Here is a 14,488-nt window from a genome sequence, read left to right as displayed (position 1 = left end):
TTTTATGGTCGGGAATTTAAAACAAAAGAAGAGATAGTTGATGCTGTCAGAGATTATTTGGATTACTATAATCATCGACGGATTCAACTAAAATTAAAAGGACTGAGTCCGATACAATATCGAAAACAATCCTTTAAATAACAGTCTAACTTTTTGGGGTCAGATCAAATATCTCTTTATTTTCTACCGCACTTCAATTCTATAAGAACTTAAACTCCGTCCATTGATAATATTGCTCGCCTGCTTTTTGAATCCCACCGTAATTTTGCCATTCAGGATGATTAGGCGTGTCGGGTAAACATTGAGTTTCTAGTGCTACGCCAGAAAAATCGGCATATAATTCGCCATTTCTCGTTGGTGTACCTGCAAGATAATTACCCGTATAAACCTGCAATGCGGCTTGCGAAGTTCTTACTTCCAAACTTAAATCACCAGTTGGAGAAGTCAGTAACACACAAGGCTTTTGCCAAGCTTTATTGACAATAAAGGAATGATCGTAACCTTTTGTTGCTTGCTGATCCCCTTGTAAAAAATCTTGTTTGATGGGTTTAGCAATACGGAAGTCAAAACTTGTATTCACTACGTGCTTTAATGGAGAATTAGGAATCCCCTCATTATCTACAGGCAGATAAAAATCAGCATTTAAACGTAATGTATGTTCACGCACGTCACTGCCTTGCTCTGCATTTTCTAAATTGAAATAAGCATGATTCGTTAAGTTCAATGCGGTATCCTTATCGCACATCCCTGCATATTCAATTTTTAAGCTATTATCATCCGTTAGCGTATAGGTTACAGACACATCCACATTACCAGGAAAACCTTGATCACCATGCTCTGAATGTAATGAAAAACACACAAAATTCTCACCGCACTCTTGAATTTTCCAACGGCGTTTATCAAAACCCTCTCCACCATGAAGCTGATGTTTACCTTGATTACTTTTCAACTGAATGAGTTCACCATTCAATTCAAATTGTGCGTTTGCAATACGATTTGCATAACGCCCTACGCTTGCGCCTAAATAGCTTTGATGAGTGGGATAATTCTCTACCTTACAACCCAATAAAACCTCGCGTAAACTGCCGTTTACTGGCACTTTACAAGAAAGCCAAGTTGCTCCCCAATCCATAAATTGAACACGCATTCCATTTTCATTTTGCAGGGTTATAAGCTGATAAGGTGCACCATCAGGCGCATTAAAAGTGGTTTGTTCTAACATCATTTTCTCTTAAATTACTCGAACACCTTGTGATGCTGTGCACACATAAAAAGTTTCTTTTAAACCAGTCGTTTTCTCGTAATTATCCGCAATAATTTTACGAACTGCATCGACTTTATCATGCGGCGCAAGTGCGACAATACAACCGCCAAAACCGCCGCCCGTCATACGTGCACCACCACTTTTGCCAATAACAAGTTGAGCCAATTCAACTAAATAATCAATTTGTGGCACGGTGATTTCAAAATCATCACGCATTGAATCATGAGATTCCCCCATTAACTCACCTAAACGGGTCAAATCATTCTTCTTCAATGCTTCCACTGCATCGAGTACTCGTTGATTTTCAGTTACGACATGACGGGCACGTTTTGCTGCTAACGGAGAAAGTGCGGTCAATTCCGCTTCTCTTTTTCGGAATTGTTCAACTGAAACATCACGTAATGCTTTTACTCCAAAAAATTTTGCAGCCTCTTCACATTGCTGACGGCGAGTATTGTATTCACCCGTTACCAAATCATGCGGTACATTTGAATTCACAATAATAACGGCGACATCTTGTGGCACGGGTGTTGGAGTGGTTTCAAGACTACGACAATCGATCATCAGTAAGTGATTTTCCTGCCCAAGTGCGGAAATTAACTGATCCATATTGCCACAATTTGCGCCAACAAATTGGTTTTCCGCTTTTTGCCCATTCAATGCAATATCCGTGTGAGAAAGCGGTAAACCGCCAAGTTGTTGGCAGAATTTACCCACCGCAACTTCTAACGCTGCAGATGAACTTAATCCTGAAGAAAGGGGTACATTTCCAGAAATCACTAAATTTGCACCTTGTTGAAAGTGCGGGTAACGTTCTTGGATAAATTTTACAACTCCACGCACGTAATTAGCCCATTTGTGTTCACTCTTAGGAATTTCAACATTGAGAGAAAATTCATCAGTTTCATCAAGATCCGCCGCATAAACATTCCAAATATGATCATCTCGTTTTGTACCAGAAACGGCCGTACCAAAATTAATCGCACAAGGCATAACAAAGCCGTCGTTGTAGTCGGTATGTTCACCGATGATATTTACTCGGCCAGGCGCATAGACGGTAATTTCTGGAAAATTTTTATGCTGTTTATTGAAAATTTGTTGAGCATTTGGGATTGGGGTCATATTTCTATCCTTTATATCAAATCTGTACTCGATCTGCTCCCCTCTTTTGTAAAGAGAGGGACTGTCTATATTATTTAGTTCTTTCTTTATAATGAACTTCACTCAAAGCACGTAATCGCTCAGCAGCCTGTTCTGCCGTTAAATCGCGTTGGCTTTCGCCTAACATTTCATATCCCACCATAAATTTACGCACGGTTGCTGAGCGTAAAAGAGGAGGATAAAAATGAGCGTGTAGCTGCCAATGTTCATTATCTTCGCCATTAAATGGTGCAGCATGGAATCCCATTGAATATGGGAAAGAGGTCTCAAATAGATTGTCATATTTGGTCGTCAATTTTTTCAAAATAACCGCAAGATCTTTTAATTGTTCGTCACTTAATTCAGTTAAACGTTTTACATGAGCTTTTGGTAAAAGCAATGTTTCAAATGGCCAAACAGCCCAATAAGGCACTAAAGCTACCCAATGTTCAGTTTCAACGACAATACGTTCTTTTAACTCCAGTTCTCGTTTTACATAATCAACCAACATTACTGAACCATGTTTTAGCAAATAATCGCGTTGTGTGCGATCTTCACGAGCAACTTCATTTGGCAAGAAACTATTCGCCCAAATTTGACCATGTGGATGTGGGTTAGAACACCCCATTGCTGCCCCTTTGTTTTCAAAAATTTGCACCCATTGGTATTTTGCACCAAGTTCACGAAGTTGCTCTTGCCATACTTTAATCACTTCTTCAATCTGAAGTTCGGTTAATAATGGCAATGTTTTACTATGATCTGGAGAGAAACAAATGACTCGACTTTCACCACGAGCTTGAGAACTCTGGAAAAGTGGATCTGAGGATTTTTCAGGGGCTGGCGTATCTTCTAAAAGCGCGGAAAAATCATTTTTAAACACATAAGGTTTACGATAATCTGGATTTAATTCACCTGTAATACGCTTATTACTCGGACAAAGATAACAAGTTGGATCATAACTTGGTTTTTGTTCTTCATTCACTTTTTCTTTTTGCCCTTGCCATGGACGTTTAGCACGATGTGGTGATACCAAAACCCATTGATCAATTAACGGATTATAGCGACGATGTGGATGCTCGGTTGGTTCAAAAATATCACTCATAATTGGCTCCCTTTCTAAATTGTAAACGATTACACAAAATGCTGCGCATAAGATAGCAAATTCACAAAAATAAACCGTGATCCGTATCACATAATATGAAAATCTCTGAAAGTTTTTTGTGATCTCAGTTACAAATCAGAAAGTAATCGCTTTCAATTTTATTTAGAAAGAACATAATTAAGAAACGTAATTCCATTATGGAAAGTATTCTATGAGCACCATTCATGATGTAGCCGAGCTAGCCCATGTATCTATTGCTACTGTTTCTCGTGTTATAAATCAACATCCCTCTGTGAGTGAAGAAACTCGCCTTGCCGTAAAACAAGCAATTGAACAACTTAATTATCAGCCTAATGCAAATGCTAAAGCCCTTGCAATACAAAACACCGATACTATTGGTGTGGTTGTTACCGATGTAACAGACTCGTTTTTTGCTATTTTAGTAAAAGCCGTAGATAAAGTCGCAGAAGCACACCGTAAAACAATCTTGATTGGCATTGGCTATCACCATGCAGAGAAGGAACGTGAAGCTATTGATACTTTACTTCGCAAGCGTTGTAGTTGTTTAGTTGTGCATTCCAAAGCGTTATCCGACGATGAGCTTAGCCATTATTTGAAAACAGTACCAGGAATGGTGATTATCAACCGGGTGATTCAAGGCTATGAAAATCGTTGCGTAAGTTTAGATAATAAAAAAGGAACCTACTTAGCAACGGAAATGCTTATCCGTTGTGGCCATAAACATATTGCATATATTGGATCTAACCATGCTATTTTCGATGAAATTGAGCGTCGAGATGGTTATCTTACCGCATTAAAAGATCACAATTATCCAATTATTGAGCATGCCATAACGCACAATTCACCAGACTTCGAAGGTGGTGAAAAAGCAATGATTGATTTGCTTAGTTATAACAAAGATCTTACTGCTGTGGTCGCTTATAACGATTCAATGGCGGCGGGAGCCATTTCAGTTCTCAATGAAAACAATATTAGTGTACCAAGCCAATTTTCAATCATTGGTTTTGACGATATGCCAATTGCTCGTTATTTAATTCCTAAATTGACGACCATTCGCTATCCTATTGATTTAATGGCAACTTATGCAGCTAACCTTGCATTAAGCCTTGTTGATAATGAGGTGAGAACGCCATCAACAATTCAATTTAACCCAACATTAGTACGCCGTTTTTCTGTGGAATCTATCTAAATTCGAAGGTGAACGCACTCATAAAATGTGATAGCGATCACAAATTCGAACTTTTAATGTAATCGTTTTCATTTATGTGAGTTTGATCACAGATTCCAAGCAGATTATTCGCTAATATGGCATCAATTGCAGAATGTAATGCAATATTTATCTCTAACATCAACATTCCAAAATAGGAGCGTTATTATGAAAAAAACAGCAGTATTAAGTGCAGTTGCTTTGGCTATCGGTTTAGGTGCAGCATCTTCTAGCTTCGCAGCAAGTAACAAAATTGGTGTAACCATTTACAAATACGATGACAACTTCATGTCTTTAATGCGTAAAGAAATCGACAAAGAAGCTAAAGCACTTGGTGGCATTAACTTATTAATGAATGACTCCCAAAATGCACAATCAATTCAAAATGACCAAGTTGATGTATTACTTTCCAAAGGTGTGAAAGCTCTTGCAATTAACTTAGTTGACCCTGCTGCAGCACCAACCATTATTAGCAAAGCAAAACCAGATAACATTCCTGTTGTATTCTTTAATAAAGACCCAGGTGCAAAAGCTATCGGTTCTTATGAACACGCTTACTATGTAGGTACTGATCCAAAAGAATCAGGCTTAATTCAAGGGGATTTAATTGCAAAACAATGGAAAGCGAATCCAGCTCTAGACTTAAATAAAGATGGCAAAATTCAATTCGTGTTATTAAAAGGTGAACCAGGTCACCCAGATGCTGAAGCACGTACAAAATTCGTAGTTGAAGAACTTAATGCAAAAGGTATCCAAACTGAACAATTATTTATTGATACTGGTATGTGGGATGCTGCAATGGCGAAAGATAAAGTAGATGCTTGGTTATCTAGCTCTAAAGCGAATGACATTGAAGTCATTATTTCTAACAACGATGGTATGGCATTAGGCGCATTAGAAGCAACCAAAGCACATGGTAAAAAACTCCCTATCTTCGGTGTGGATGCATTACCAGAAGCATTGCAACTCATCAAAAAAGGTGAACTTGCAGGTACCGTGTTAAACGATGGTGTGAACCAAGGTAAAGCAGTTGTTCAATTATCTAACAACTTAGCACAAGGCAAAGCAGCAACTGAAGGTACAAAATGGGAATTAAAAGATCGTGTTGTACGTATCCCTTATGTTGGTGTAGATAAAGACAACTTGGGCGACTTCTTAAAATAATTTCTCATCAATTTTTGTTGTAATCCAAGGGGAAGTTGCCCTTCCCCTTTTTAACGAGGTTGGATATGACATCTCAAACTCAAAGTCAAGACAGCCAAGTGCTGCTCACAATGACCAATGTCTGCAAGTCCTTTCCAGGTGTAAAAGCCTTAGATAACGCAAACTTAACGGTTCGTTCACATTCTGTTCATGCCTTAATGGGTGAGAACGGCGCGGGCAAATCTACATTATTAAAATGCTTATTTGGCATTTATGCCAAAGATGAAGGCGAAATCCTTTTCTTAGGCCAACCCGTCAATTTTAAAACATCTAAAGAAGCCCTTGAGAATGGGATTTCAATGGTGCACCAAGAGCTCAACCTAGTACGTCAAACTAGCGTAATGGATAATTTGTGGCTTGGACGCTATCCACTTAAAGGACCTTTTGTCGATCACGCGAAAATGTACCGTGATACTAAAGCGATTTTTGATGAATTGGATATTGATGTAGATCCTAAAGAAAAAGTCGCCAAACTTTCAGTTTCTCAAATGCAGATGATCGAAATTGCGAAGGCGTTTTCATACAACGCTAAAATCGTCATCATGGATGAACCAACATCCTCGCTTTCTGAAAAAGAAGTTGAGCATCTGTTTAAAATTATCGACAAATTAAAACAACGCGGTTGCGGAATTATTTATATTTCTCACAAAATGGATGAAATCTTCAAAATCTGTGATGAAATTACTATTTTACGCGACGGTAAATGGATCAACACGGTAAACGTGAAAGAATCCAGCATGGAACAAATTGTCGGAATGATGGTAGGTCGTGAATTAACACAGCGTTTCCCTGAAAAAACAAACACGCCAAAAGAAGTAATTTTACAGGTGGAAAATCTTACCGCTAAAAATCAACCATCCATTCAAGACGTATCTTTTGAATTACGAAAAGGTGAAATTCTCGGTATTGCAGGCCTTGTGGGGGCTAAACGTACTGATATCGTTGAAGCTATTTTTGGCGTACGTGAATTAACCGAAGGAACTATCAAGTTACACGGAAAAACCGTGAAAAATCATACCGCACTTGAAGCGATTAATAATGGCTTTGCATTGGTAACTGAAGAACGTCGTTCAACTGGTATTTACTCTAATTTAAGCATTGAATTTAACTCATTGATTTCAAATATGAAATCTTATCTCACACCATGGAAATTACTTAGCACGAAGAAAATGAAAAGTGATACCCAGTGGGTAATTGATTCAATGAATGTTAAAACGCCATCACATAGAACAACAATTGGTTCTCTTTCTGGCGGTAACCAACAAAAGGTCATTATCGGTCGTTGGCTTTTAACTCAACCTGAAATTCTGATGCTTGATGAGCCGACTCGTGGTATCGACATCGGGGCAAAATTTGAAATTTACCAACTTATTCAAGAACTCGCTAAAAAAGATAAAGGCATTATTATGATTTCATCAGAAATGCCTGAATTACTAGGTGTAACTGATCGTATTTTAGTGATGAGTAACGGTAAATTGGCGGGTATTGTAGAAACTGCAAAAACTTCACAAGAAGAAATCTTGCAACTCGCTGCGAAATATTTATAAAGATAAAAGGAACAAATCATGAGTGCCTTACAAAAAAACAAATCCTTTGATTTATTAAAACAAAATGCGATTTATTTTGTCTTGCTGATTTTGCTCGGCATTATTATTGCGCAAGATCCAACCTTTTTAAATTTAATTAACTTCAGTAACATCTTAACCCAATCTTCTGTGCGCTTAATTATTGCTCTCGGGGTTGCCGGATTGTTGATTACACAAGGGACTGACTTATCTGCTGGTCGTCAAGTTGGTTTGGCTGCGGTTATCTCTGCAACCATGTTGCAATCAATGGAAAATATGAACCGCGTATTCCCTGAAATGGGTGAAATTCCAATTCCTGTGGTAATTCTTGCAGTTTGTGCTGTGGGTGCGCTAATTGGCTTGATTAATGGGTTAGTTATCGCTTATTTAAACGTTACTCCATTTATTGCAACAATGGGTACGATGATTATCGTATATGGTTTTAACTCACTTTATTATGATGCTGTGGGTGGTTCGCCAATCGCAGGTTTTAGCGAAAATTTCTCAACATTTGCTCAAGGATTCTTCCGAATCGGCAGTTTTAAACTCTCTTACATCACAATCTATGCAGCCATTGCCTCATTCTTAGTTTGGGTGATGTGGAACAAAACTCGTTTCGGTAAAAACGTATTTGCTATCGGTGGTAACCCAGAAGCTGCGAAAGTATCAGGTGTAAACGTTGCTCGTAACTTAGTTGTCATCTACATGATTGCAGGTATGTTCTATGCATTCGGTGGTATGCTCGAAGCTGGTCGTATCGGTTCTGCAACTAACAACTTAGGTTTCATGTATGAATTAGATGCGATCGCCGCTTGCGTGGTAGGTGGCGTATCCTTCGCAGGTGGTGTAGGTACCGTAATTGGTGTAATCACTGGGGTTATCATCTTTACAGTTATCAACTACGGTTTAACTTACATCGGTGTAAACCCTTACTGGCAATATATCATCAAAGGTAGCATTATCATTCTAGCGGTAGCCATTGACTCATTAAAATACGCGAAGAAAAAATAAAGCTGACGCAATCTTAATAAAATGAATGAAAAGTGGACAAATTTGTCCACTTTTATTTTATCTATTCAATTCTGAATTAAGGATATTTATGCAATAATCAGCAAACCTTGTATAATTGCGCCACCATTTTTATAGAGAGATAATCATGCAAATTAACTTTACACAAGTATTGCAAGACAGTTGGAACTTCTTCCGTAATCAACAAAAAATCATGCTGCAATTTGTCGCAATTTTATTTATTGTGCAAAGCGCGAGTGCACTTTTAAGTTTTCCAGTTAATGATGAAAATAAAAATGATGTATTAAATTTCGCCAATACAGATATCACGAGTTTTCTCTTTTCAGTTGCAATCACTCAGATTTTAACGAGTTTTATCGCCGCTTGGGGATTAACCTCAATCCACAAAATTAGCCTACAAAATTACCGCACTTTAGGGCAAACTTTCTCGCTTACCTTGCGCCGTTTTGCAGGTGTAATTCTGTTAGATCTATTAATGGTTGCACCAATGTTACTTGGTCTTGGTGAAGCATTTGCTGCATTACTCACAAAAAAATCGCCCTCTATCATGTCACTTATCGCGATGCTTGTTGGCGTTTGGTTCTTCGTCCGTTTAAATTTGACGGTAGTACATTATCTTTCGACTCAAGATACACTTTCGCAAACTATCCGAAAAATTTGGATGCGAGGAAATACTCGAAAAGGCGTATTGTTTATTTACACCCTACTGGTTTATTTTCTAGTGCCAGTCCTCATTTTCCAATTAAGCGCATTTTCCAATAATGCTGTGTTTGATATGGTGATAGGAATTTTCACCGCATTACTCAATATTTTTATGCTAGTAGTGACTTATCGTTTCTACAGCTTATTTATGAAGGATTAATCAATATGAAACAACTCCTTGACTTTATCCCTTTAATTTTATTTTTTGTCACTTACAAACTCGGTGGTGTACGTGAAGCAGCCATCGTATTAGTAGTGGCAACAATTTTGCAGATCGTGATTTTAAAATGGAAATATGGAACCGTTGAAAAACAACAAAAAATCATGGCAAGTGCGGTCGTTTTTTTTGGACTTTTAACCGCTTACTTTAATGAAATCCGCTATTTGCAATGGAAAGTGACGATTATCAATGCCTTGTTTGCCATTGTTTTGCTCGTCGCACAATTTCAATTTAAAACTCCATTAATTAAAAAATTACTTGGCAAAGAGCTACAACTGCCCGAAAAGGCTTGGAATACACTTAACCTCGGTTGGGCTGTATTCTTTATTATTTGCATGTTGGTGAATATTTATATCAGCCATAATATGTCGGAAGAAGCTTGGGTTGATTTCAAATCTTTCGGAATTATTGGTATGACGGTGATTGCAACGATTATTTCAGGTGCTTATATCTATCGCTATTTACCTAAAGATGATTCAAATTCAAAAGATGGAGAAAAATAATGTCTTCCAATTTTACTGATAAAAATGGCCGCCATTCCAAAGGGATTCTATTACTACGAACTTTGGCGATGCCTTCTGACACTAATGCCAACGGAGATATTTTCGGCGGTTGGATCATGTCTCAAATGGATATGGGTGGTGCGATTTTAGCAAAAGAAATCGCACACGGGCGCGTGGTTACCGTTGCCGTTGAAAGTATGAATTTTATCAAACCAATCTCTGTGGGGGATGTCGTCTGTTGCTACGGACAATGCCTCAAAGTTGGGCGTTCTTCCATTAAAATTAAAGTGGAAGTATGGGTGAAAAAAGTGGCGAGTGAACCAATTGGTGAACGTTATTGCGTCACAGATGCGGTATTTACTTTTGTTGCAGTTGATAATAATGGTCGCTCTCGCACGATTCCCCGTGAAAATAACCACGAATTAGAAAAAGCATTAGCCTCAATTGCGGAGTTAGAGGCTGAACAAAACGCTTGTTAATAGAAGGAAATAATGATGTTCTATGTGATTTTTGCTCAAGACATTCCAAATACATTAGAAAAACGTCTTGCCGTACGCGAGCAACACTTAGCTCGTTTAAAACAACTTCAAGCAGAAAACCGTTTACTTACGGCAGGTCCCAATCCAGCCATCGACGATGAAAATCCTGGAGAGGCAGGTTTTACTGGTTCAACCGTTATTGCTCAATTTGAAAATCTACAAGCAGCAAAAGACTGGGCTGAACAAGATCCTTATGTAGAAGCTGGCGTATATGCGGATGTTATTGTAAAACCGTTTAAAAAAGTCTTTTAATTTAAATAACGTAATATGAAAAAAGTCGCTTTAATTTCACTTTGTATTTTGACCGCACTTTCTGCTTTTGCCAATTCGCCTAATACGACAGCATCCATCAATTTTGAGCAAGAAAAACAAAACTGGGAGCTAGCGCAGCATCAAGGCTATTTAAAACGTCTAAAACAACGTGAAGTCTTTTTGCAAGTTGAAGGTTTACTAAAAAGTGCGGTAAAAAACCAGCAATTTTCTGAAGCGACTCAAAATATCACAAAAACCTTAATAGACTCATTGCAAGGCTATCCTTTGCAATACGATTTGCTAGCACGCTTTTGGGAAACGAAAGTCGCCTTTTTGAAAAGTGATGATATTCAAGGAAAACAACAAGCAATAAATGAACTCAATATGTTGGTGCAACAAAATTACCCTTTTGTAACGCCAGCATTTCAAGCCTTATTACAAAAGCTATCCACGCTTGAGGAACAACAAACCTCAGCAACGCCAGATAATGCTAAAGAAAATAACACGAATCAAAAAGAACAAAATCCAGTAGAAAATCCTAAACAGCTTGCTGAGATTATAAAGAACAGTAATTCTAGCACGTTAGATAAAAGTGTATTAATCGATGCTTTTCCTCGTTATCTAAAAACACTATCGGAACAAATAGAGAATCCAAATTTTGAGCTCTATCAGCAATGGGGTGATACCTGGCAACTCTCTGAAGATGAAATCAAACAGTGGAAAATAGCCTTTTTAAATCGTTTTTTTGATAATGAAAACGCTGATTTTCAAAAATGGCGTGATGAACAAATCCAACAATTAAAAACTGATAATCTAACCGAACGCCGTTTACGAATGGCAATTTGGCAGAAGACAGACCTTTCTCCGTGGCTTAATTCACTTACAACTGAAGGAAAAGCAAAACAAGAATGGCGTTATTGGGAAGCCAAACAAGATATATCAAAAAATATAGAAAAACTGACCGTACTTTCAAAAGAGCGGGGATTCTATCCAATGTTAGCTGCTGCACAATTAAAGCAAGTATATAAAGTTGATTTTCCAGTAGCACCAAGTTTTAATGTGGAGGAACAACTTCCTTTCGAGCAAGTTTTCGCCATGATTCGAGAATTGAGAGAACTGGGACGAAATGGTTTAGCAAAACAACGTTGGCGAATTTTACTTGATAATACTGATTTCACGACTCAGCTAAAACTTGCAGAATATGCTAAAAACCAACAATGGTTTGAATTAGCTGTTGATGCTTCTATTGTTGCAAAAGCGTGGGATTACCTCTCCCTTCGTCTGCCAAATGCTTATCCTGAATACTTCAATGCAGCATTACAGAATTTAAATATCAGCAAAACTTTTGCTATGGCAATCGCCCGTCAAGAAAGTGCTTGGAATCCAATGGCACAATCTTCTGCAAATGCGCGGGGCTTAATGCAACTTCTGCCAAGCACGGCAAAATTGACTGCAGAGAATAATCAGCTTCCTTATCAAGGTGAACAAGATTTATTCAAACCATTGAATAATATTTTGCTAGGTACCGCACATCTTAATGAACTCAATGGAAAATATCCTAATAATCGAATATTGATTGCAGCCGCTTACAATGCCGGGGCAAATCGAGTAGAAAAATGGTTAAGTCGTGCTAATGGAAAATTAGCATTAGACGAATTTGTCGCATCTATTCCTTTTTACGAAACTCGTGGTTATGTGCAAAATGTAGTCACTTATGACTTTTACTATCAAATTTTACAAAATCAAGAAAACCCACAAATCTTTAGCCAAGAAGAATTGTATCAGCTATACTAAACGCACTAGTTTAATAGTGTGGAATGGGAGCGTAATTATGTATATCAGCCGCAATTTAGAACAATGGAATGCCTTTCTTCAAATGCTAAAAATTGCCTTTGAAGAAAATAAAGCACAGGAGTTTCTAACCTTATTATTAACGGCAGACGAACGGGATGCGGTGGGATTACGCTTACAGATTGTCTCTCAGCTGATTGATAAAAATATGCCTCAGCGTGAAATTCAACAAAATCTGAATACAAGTGCCGCTACAATCACTCGAGGTTCCAATATGATTAAAACGATGGATCCTGATTTTATGCAATGGATGAAACAACATCTTGATCTCATTGAAAAAAACTAAGCGAATTTTTACCGCGCTTTCTCACTTATTTAGTCTTAAATGGTGGAAAAAAAACTGGCAGCGAGTTGTCTTTCGTTTTTTTTTCGCCGTTTTTGCTTTGTTGCTGATTTTTCGATTTGTACCTATTCCCTTTTCCGCTTATATGGTACAACAAAAAATCGCTAATCTTTTACAAGGCGATTTTCGATATCAAATCCAATATAACTGGGTCAGTCTAGAAAATATCTCCCCAAACATTCAATTAGCTGTGATTTCATCAGAAGATCAGCGTTTTCCTGAACATTTAGGCTTTGATTTTGAGGCTATCCAACGAGCAATTCGGTATAACGAAAAATCTAAAAAAGGAATCCGAGGAGCATCAACCATTTCCCAGCAAACCGCTAAAAACTTAATGCTTTGGCACGGACAAAATTGGCTACGAAAAGGTTTAGAAGTTCCAGCAACTATGTTGCTCGAGCTGACTTGGTCAAAAAAACGTATTTTAGAAGTGTATTTAAATATTGCAGAATTTGGGAATGGCATTTTTGGTGTGGAAGCGGCAAGTCGCTATTACTTTAAAAAATCAGCTAAAAATTTATCTCAAAATGAAGCCGCACTTTTAGCTGCCGTGTTGCCCAATCCAATCATTTATAAAGTAAATAAGCCAAGCTTATTAGTTCGTAAAAAACAAACTTGGATTTTGAGACAAATGGGAAATTTAGGTACTGAATACTTAAGCCATTTATGAAAAATCCAATCGAATTTCTAAAGTAAAACAAACTAAAAAATGTTTACTTGATACAAAAGATAAAAAAAACGAGTCTAAGACTCGTTTTTTTTATTTATAGCATTTTTATTACAGGTTTATTACCGCAAATAACACCCAAACGGTATAAATTGTGGCTAAACCATAAAAGATAAATCCACCAGCTGGTACATGCACTTTAAGATCGTGCATACCATGGTGAATACGGTGTAAACCACACCACATTGGGAAAATAGTAAGCACTAAAATAACTAATTTACCAATCCAAGAATAAGCAAAAGTAATTAAATTATGCGCATCGACTAAACCAAATGGTAATAACAAACCGATAATTAAAATAACCACAGGGAAGAAAATTGCACTCACTGTGCCGCCTGCACCGAACATTAACCATACTGGCGGTTCGCCGGAGCGTTTTGGATTTTGATCAACCATTTTTTCTCTCCCTTAGATATAAACTAAAACTAACGCAATCACGCTAACTAATGCGGTTACCGCCCAAAGTGCATTTCTTACAACGCTGTGTGGTAAGCGTTCATTTTTCACAATGATATTCATCACTTTTGGTGTCATTAAGAAATATGTCACCGTATGATAAAGCGTTGCGATAAGCGTAATAATATTTAAGAACACCACAATTGGATTTCTTAAAAACTCAATAAAGCTCAAGATGCCTAAGCCTGGCATTGGATTGCTTGCAAGGCAAAGAACACCATAAAGCAATACAATACAAAACCATACAGCAAAGATTGAAGTCGCCTCACGTAGCATATAAGCTTTATAAAAGTCCAATTTTTGCCACCAAGTCGCTGTCATTGGACGAACATATTTTTTACGTTTACTCACTGTTACTGACATT

General features: G+C 37.7%; 17 protein-coding genes. 12 read left to right on the top strand and 5 right to left on the bottom strand.

Annotated elements, in window-relative coordinates:
* Positions 1-141 (top strand): IS3 family transposase (locus tag DV415_RS05475; RefSeq protein ID WP_153063408.1); only part of this gene is annotated, 141 nt, incomplete at its 5' end.
* A gap of 58 nt (positions 142-199) precedes the next feature.
* Here DV415_RS05475 and galM read toward each other — a convergent pair.
* From galM to galT, 3 genes are all read right to left on the bottom strand, one after another.
* The gene (galM, locus tag DV415_RS05470; RefSeq protein ID WP_118789915.1) at positions 200-1,222 is read right to left on the bottom strand and encodes a galactose-1-epimerase; all 1,023 of its coding nucleotides are present in this window, start codon (positions 1,220-1,222) and stop codon (positions 200-202) included.
* A 9-nt stretch (positions 1,223-1,231) separates the two neighbouring features.
* Positions 1,232-2,386: a galactokinase gene (gene galK, locus DV415_RS05465; protein WP_118789914.1), complete on the bottom strand. Its 1,155-nt coding sequence runs from the start codon at positions 2,384-2,386 to the stop codon at positions 1,232-1,234.
* 70 nt (positions 2,387-2,456) lie between these two features.
* The gene (gene galT, locus DV415_RS05460) at positions 2,457-3,506 is read right to left on the bottom strand and encodes a galactose-1-phosphate uridylyltransferase (protein ID WP_118789913.1); all 1,050 of its coding nucleotides are present in this window, start codon (positions 3,504-3,506) and stop codon (positions 2,457-2,459) included.
* A 211-nt stretch (positions 3,507-3,717) separates the two neighbouring features.
* Here galT and DV415_RS05455 point away from each other — a divergent pair, with 211 nt between their 5' ends.
* The 11 genes from DV415_RS05455 (at position 3,718) to mtgA (ending at position 13,611) form a co-directional block, all read left to right on the top strand.
* Entirely contained in the window at positions 3,718-4,716 is a 999-nt protein-coding gene (locus DV415_RS05455) for a substrate-binding domain-containing protein (RefSeq protein WP_118789912.1), read from the top strand.
* A 186-nt stretch (positions 4,717-4,902) separates the two neighbouring features.
* Positions 4,903-5,898, top strand: a complete 996-nt coding sequence (gene mglB, locus DV415_RS05450) for a galactose/glucose ABC transporter substrate-binding protein MglB (protein WP_005628316.1) — start codon at positions 4,903-4,905, stop codon at positions 5,896-5,898.
* 65 nt (positions 5,899-5,963) lie between these two features.
* A complete protein-coding gene (mglA, locus tag DV415_RS05445; protein ID WP_005633425.1) occupies positions 5,964-7,484 on the top strand; it encodes a galactose/methyl galactoside ABC transporter ATP-binding protein MglA in 1,521 nt (506 codons plus the stop codon).
* 18 nt (positions 7,485-7,502) lie between these two features.
* Positions 7,503-8,513: a galactose/methyl galactoside ABC transporter permease MglC gene (gene mglC / locus DV415_RS05440; RefSeq protein WP_005631332.1), complete on the top strand. Its 1,011-nt coding sequence runs from the start codon at positions 7,503-7,505 to the stop codon at positions 8,511-8,513.
* Between the two features lie 145 nt (positions 8,514-8,658).
* Positions 8,659-9,393: a hypothetical protein gene (locus DV415_RS05435; protein WP_118781993.1), complete on the top strand. Its 735-nt coding sequence runs from the start codon at positions 8,659-8,661 to the stop codon at positions 9,391-9,393.
* A gap of 5 nt (positions 9,394-9,398) precedes the next feature.
* On the top strand, positions 9,399-9,956 hold the full coding sequence (locus tag DV415_RS05430; RefSeq protein WP_005636812.1) for a septation protein A: 558 nt from the start codon (positions 9,399-9,401) through the stop codon (positions 9,954-9,956).
* Positions 9,956-10,435, top strand: a complete 480-nt coding sequence (yciA, locus tag DV415_RS05425) for an acyl-CoA thioester hydrolase YciA (protein ID WP_046953245.1) — start codon at positions 9,956-9,958, stop codon at positions 10,433-10,435. The genes DV415_RS05430 and yciA overlap by 1 nt, the downstream gene beginning before the upstream one ends.
* A 15-nt stretch (positions 10,436-10,450) precedes the next feature.
* Positions 10,451-10,747 carry a YciI family protein gene (locus DV415_RS05420; protein WP_118781991.1) on the top strand — a complete coding sequence of 99 codons (297 nt, stop codon included), beginning with the start codon at positions 10,451-10,453 and terminating at the stop codon, positions 10,745-10,747.
* A gap of 15 nt (positions 10,748-10,762) precedes the next feature.
* A complete protein-coding gene (locus DV415_RS05415; protein ID WP_118789910.1) occupies positions 10,763-12,541 on the top strand; it encodes a transglycosylase SLT domain-containing protein in 1,779 nt (592 codons plus the stop codon).
* Between the two features lie 37 nt (positions 12,542-12,578).
* On the top strand, positions 12,579-12,884 hold the full coding sequence (gene trpR / locus DV415_RS05410) for a trp operon repressor (protein ID WP_005629736.1): 306 nt from the start codon (positions 12,579-12,581) through the stop codon (positions 12,882-12,884).
* Complete coding sequence (gene mtgA / locus DV415_RS05405; protein ID WP_118789909.1) at positions 12,871-13,611, top strand: monofunctional biosynthetic peptidoglycan transglycosylase; 741 nt, start codon at positions 12,871-12,873, stop codon at positions 13,609-13,611. The genes trpR and mtgA overlap by 14 nt, the downstream gene beginning before the upstream one ends.
* A gap of 108 nt (positions 13,612-13,719) precedes the next feature.
* Here mtgA and frdD read toward each other — a convergent pair whose 3' ends face one another.
* Complete coding sequence (gene frdD, locus DV415_RS05400; protein ID WP_005631316.1) at positions 13,720-14,064, bottom strand: fumarate reductase subunit FrdD; 345 nt, start codon at positions 14,062-14,064, stop codon at positions 13,720-13,722.
* 12 nt (positions 14,065-14,076) lie between these two features.
* Positions 14,077-14,487: a fumarate reductase subunit FrdC gene (gene frdC, locus DV415_RS05395; RefSeq protein WP_118781988.1), complete on the bottom strand. Its 411-nt coding sequence runs from the start codon at positions 14,485-14,487 to the stop codon at positions 14,077-14,079.
* Position 14,488: the final 1 nt, after the last annotated feature.

It is taken from the genome of Haemophilus haemolyticus (assembly GCF_003490595.1).
Lineage (GTDB): Bacteria > Pseudomonadota > Gammaproteobacteria > Enterobacterales > Pasteurellaceae > Haemophilus > Haemophilus haemolyticus_L.
The sequence above is the reverse complement of the archived record's forward strand: the minus strand, read 5'-3'. Positions and strand labels throughout refer to the sequence as shown.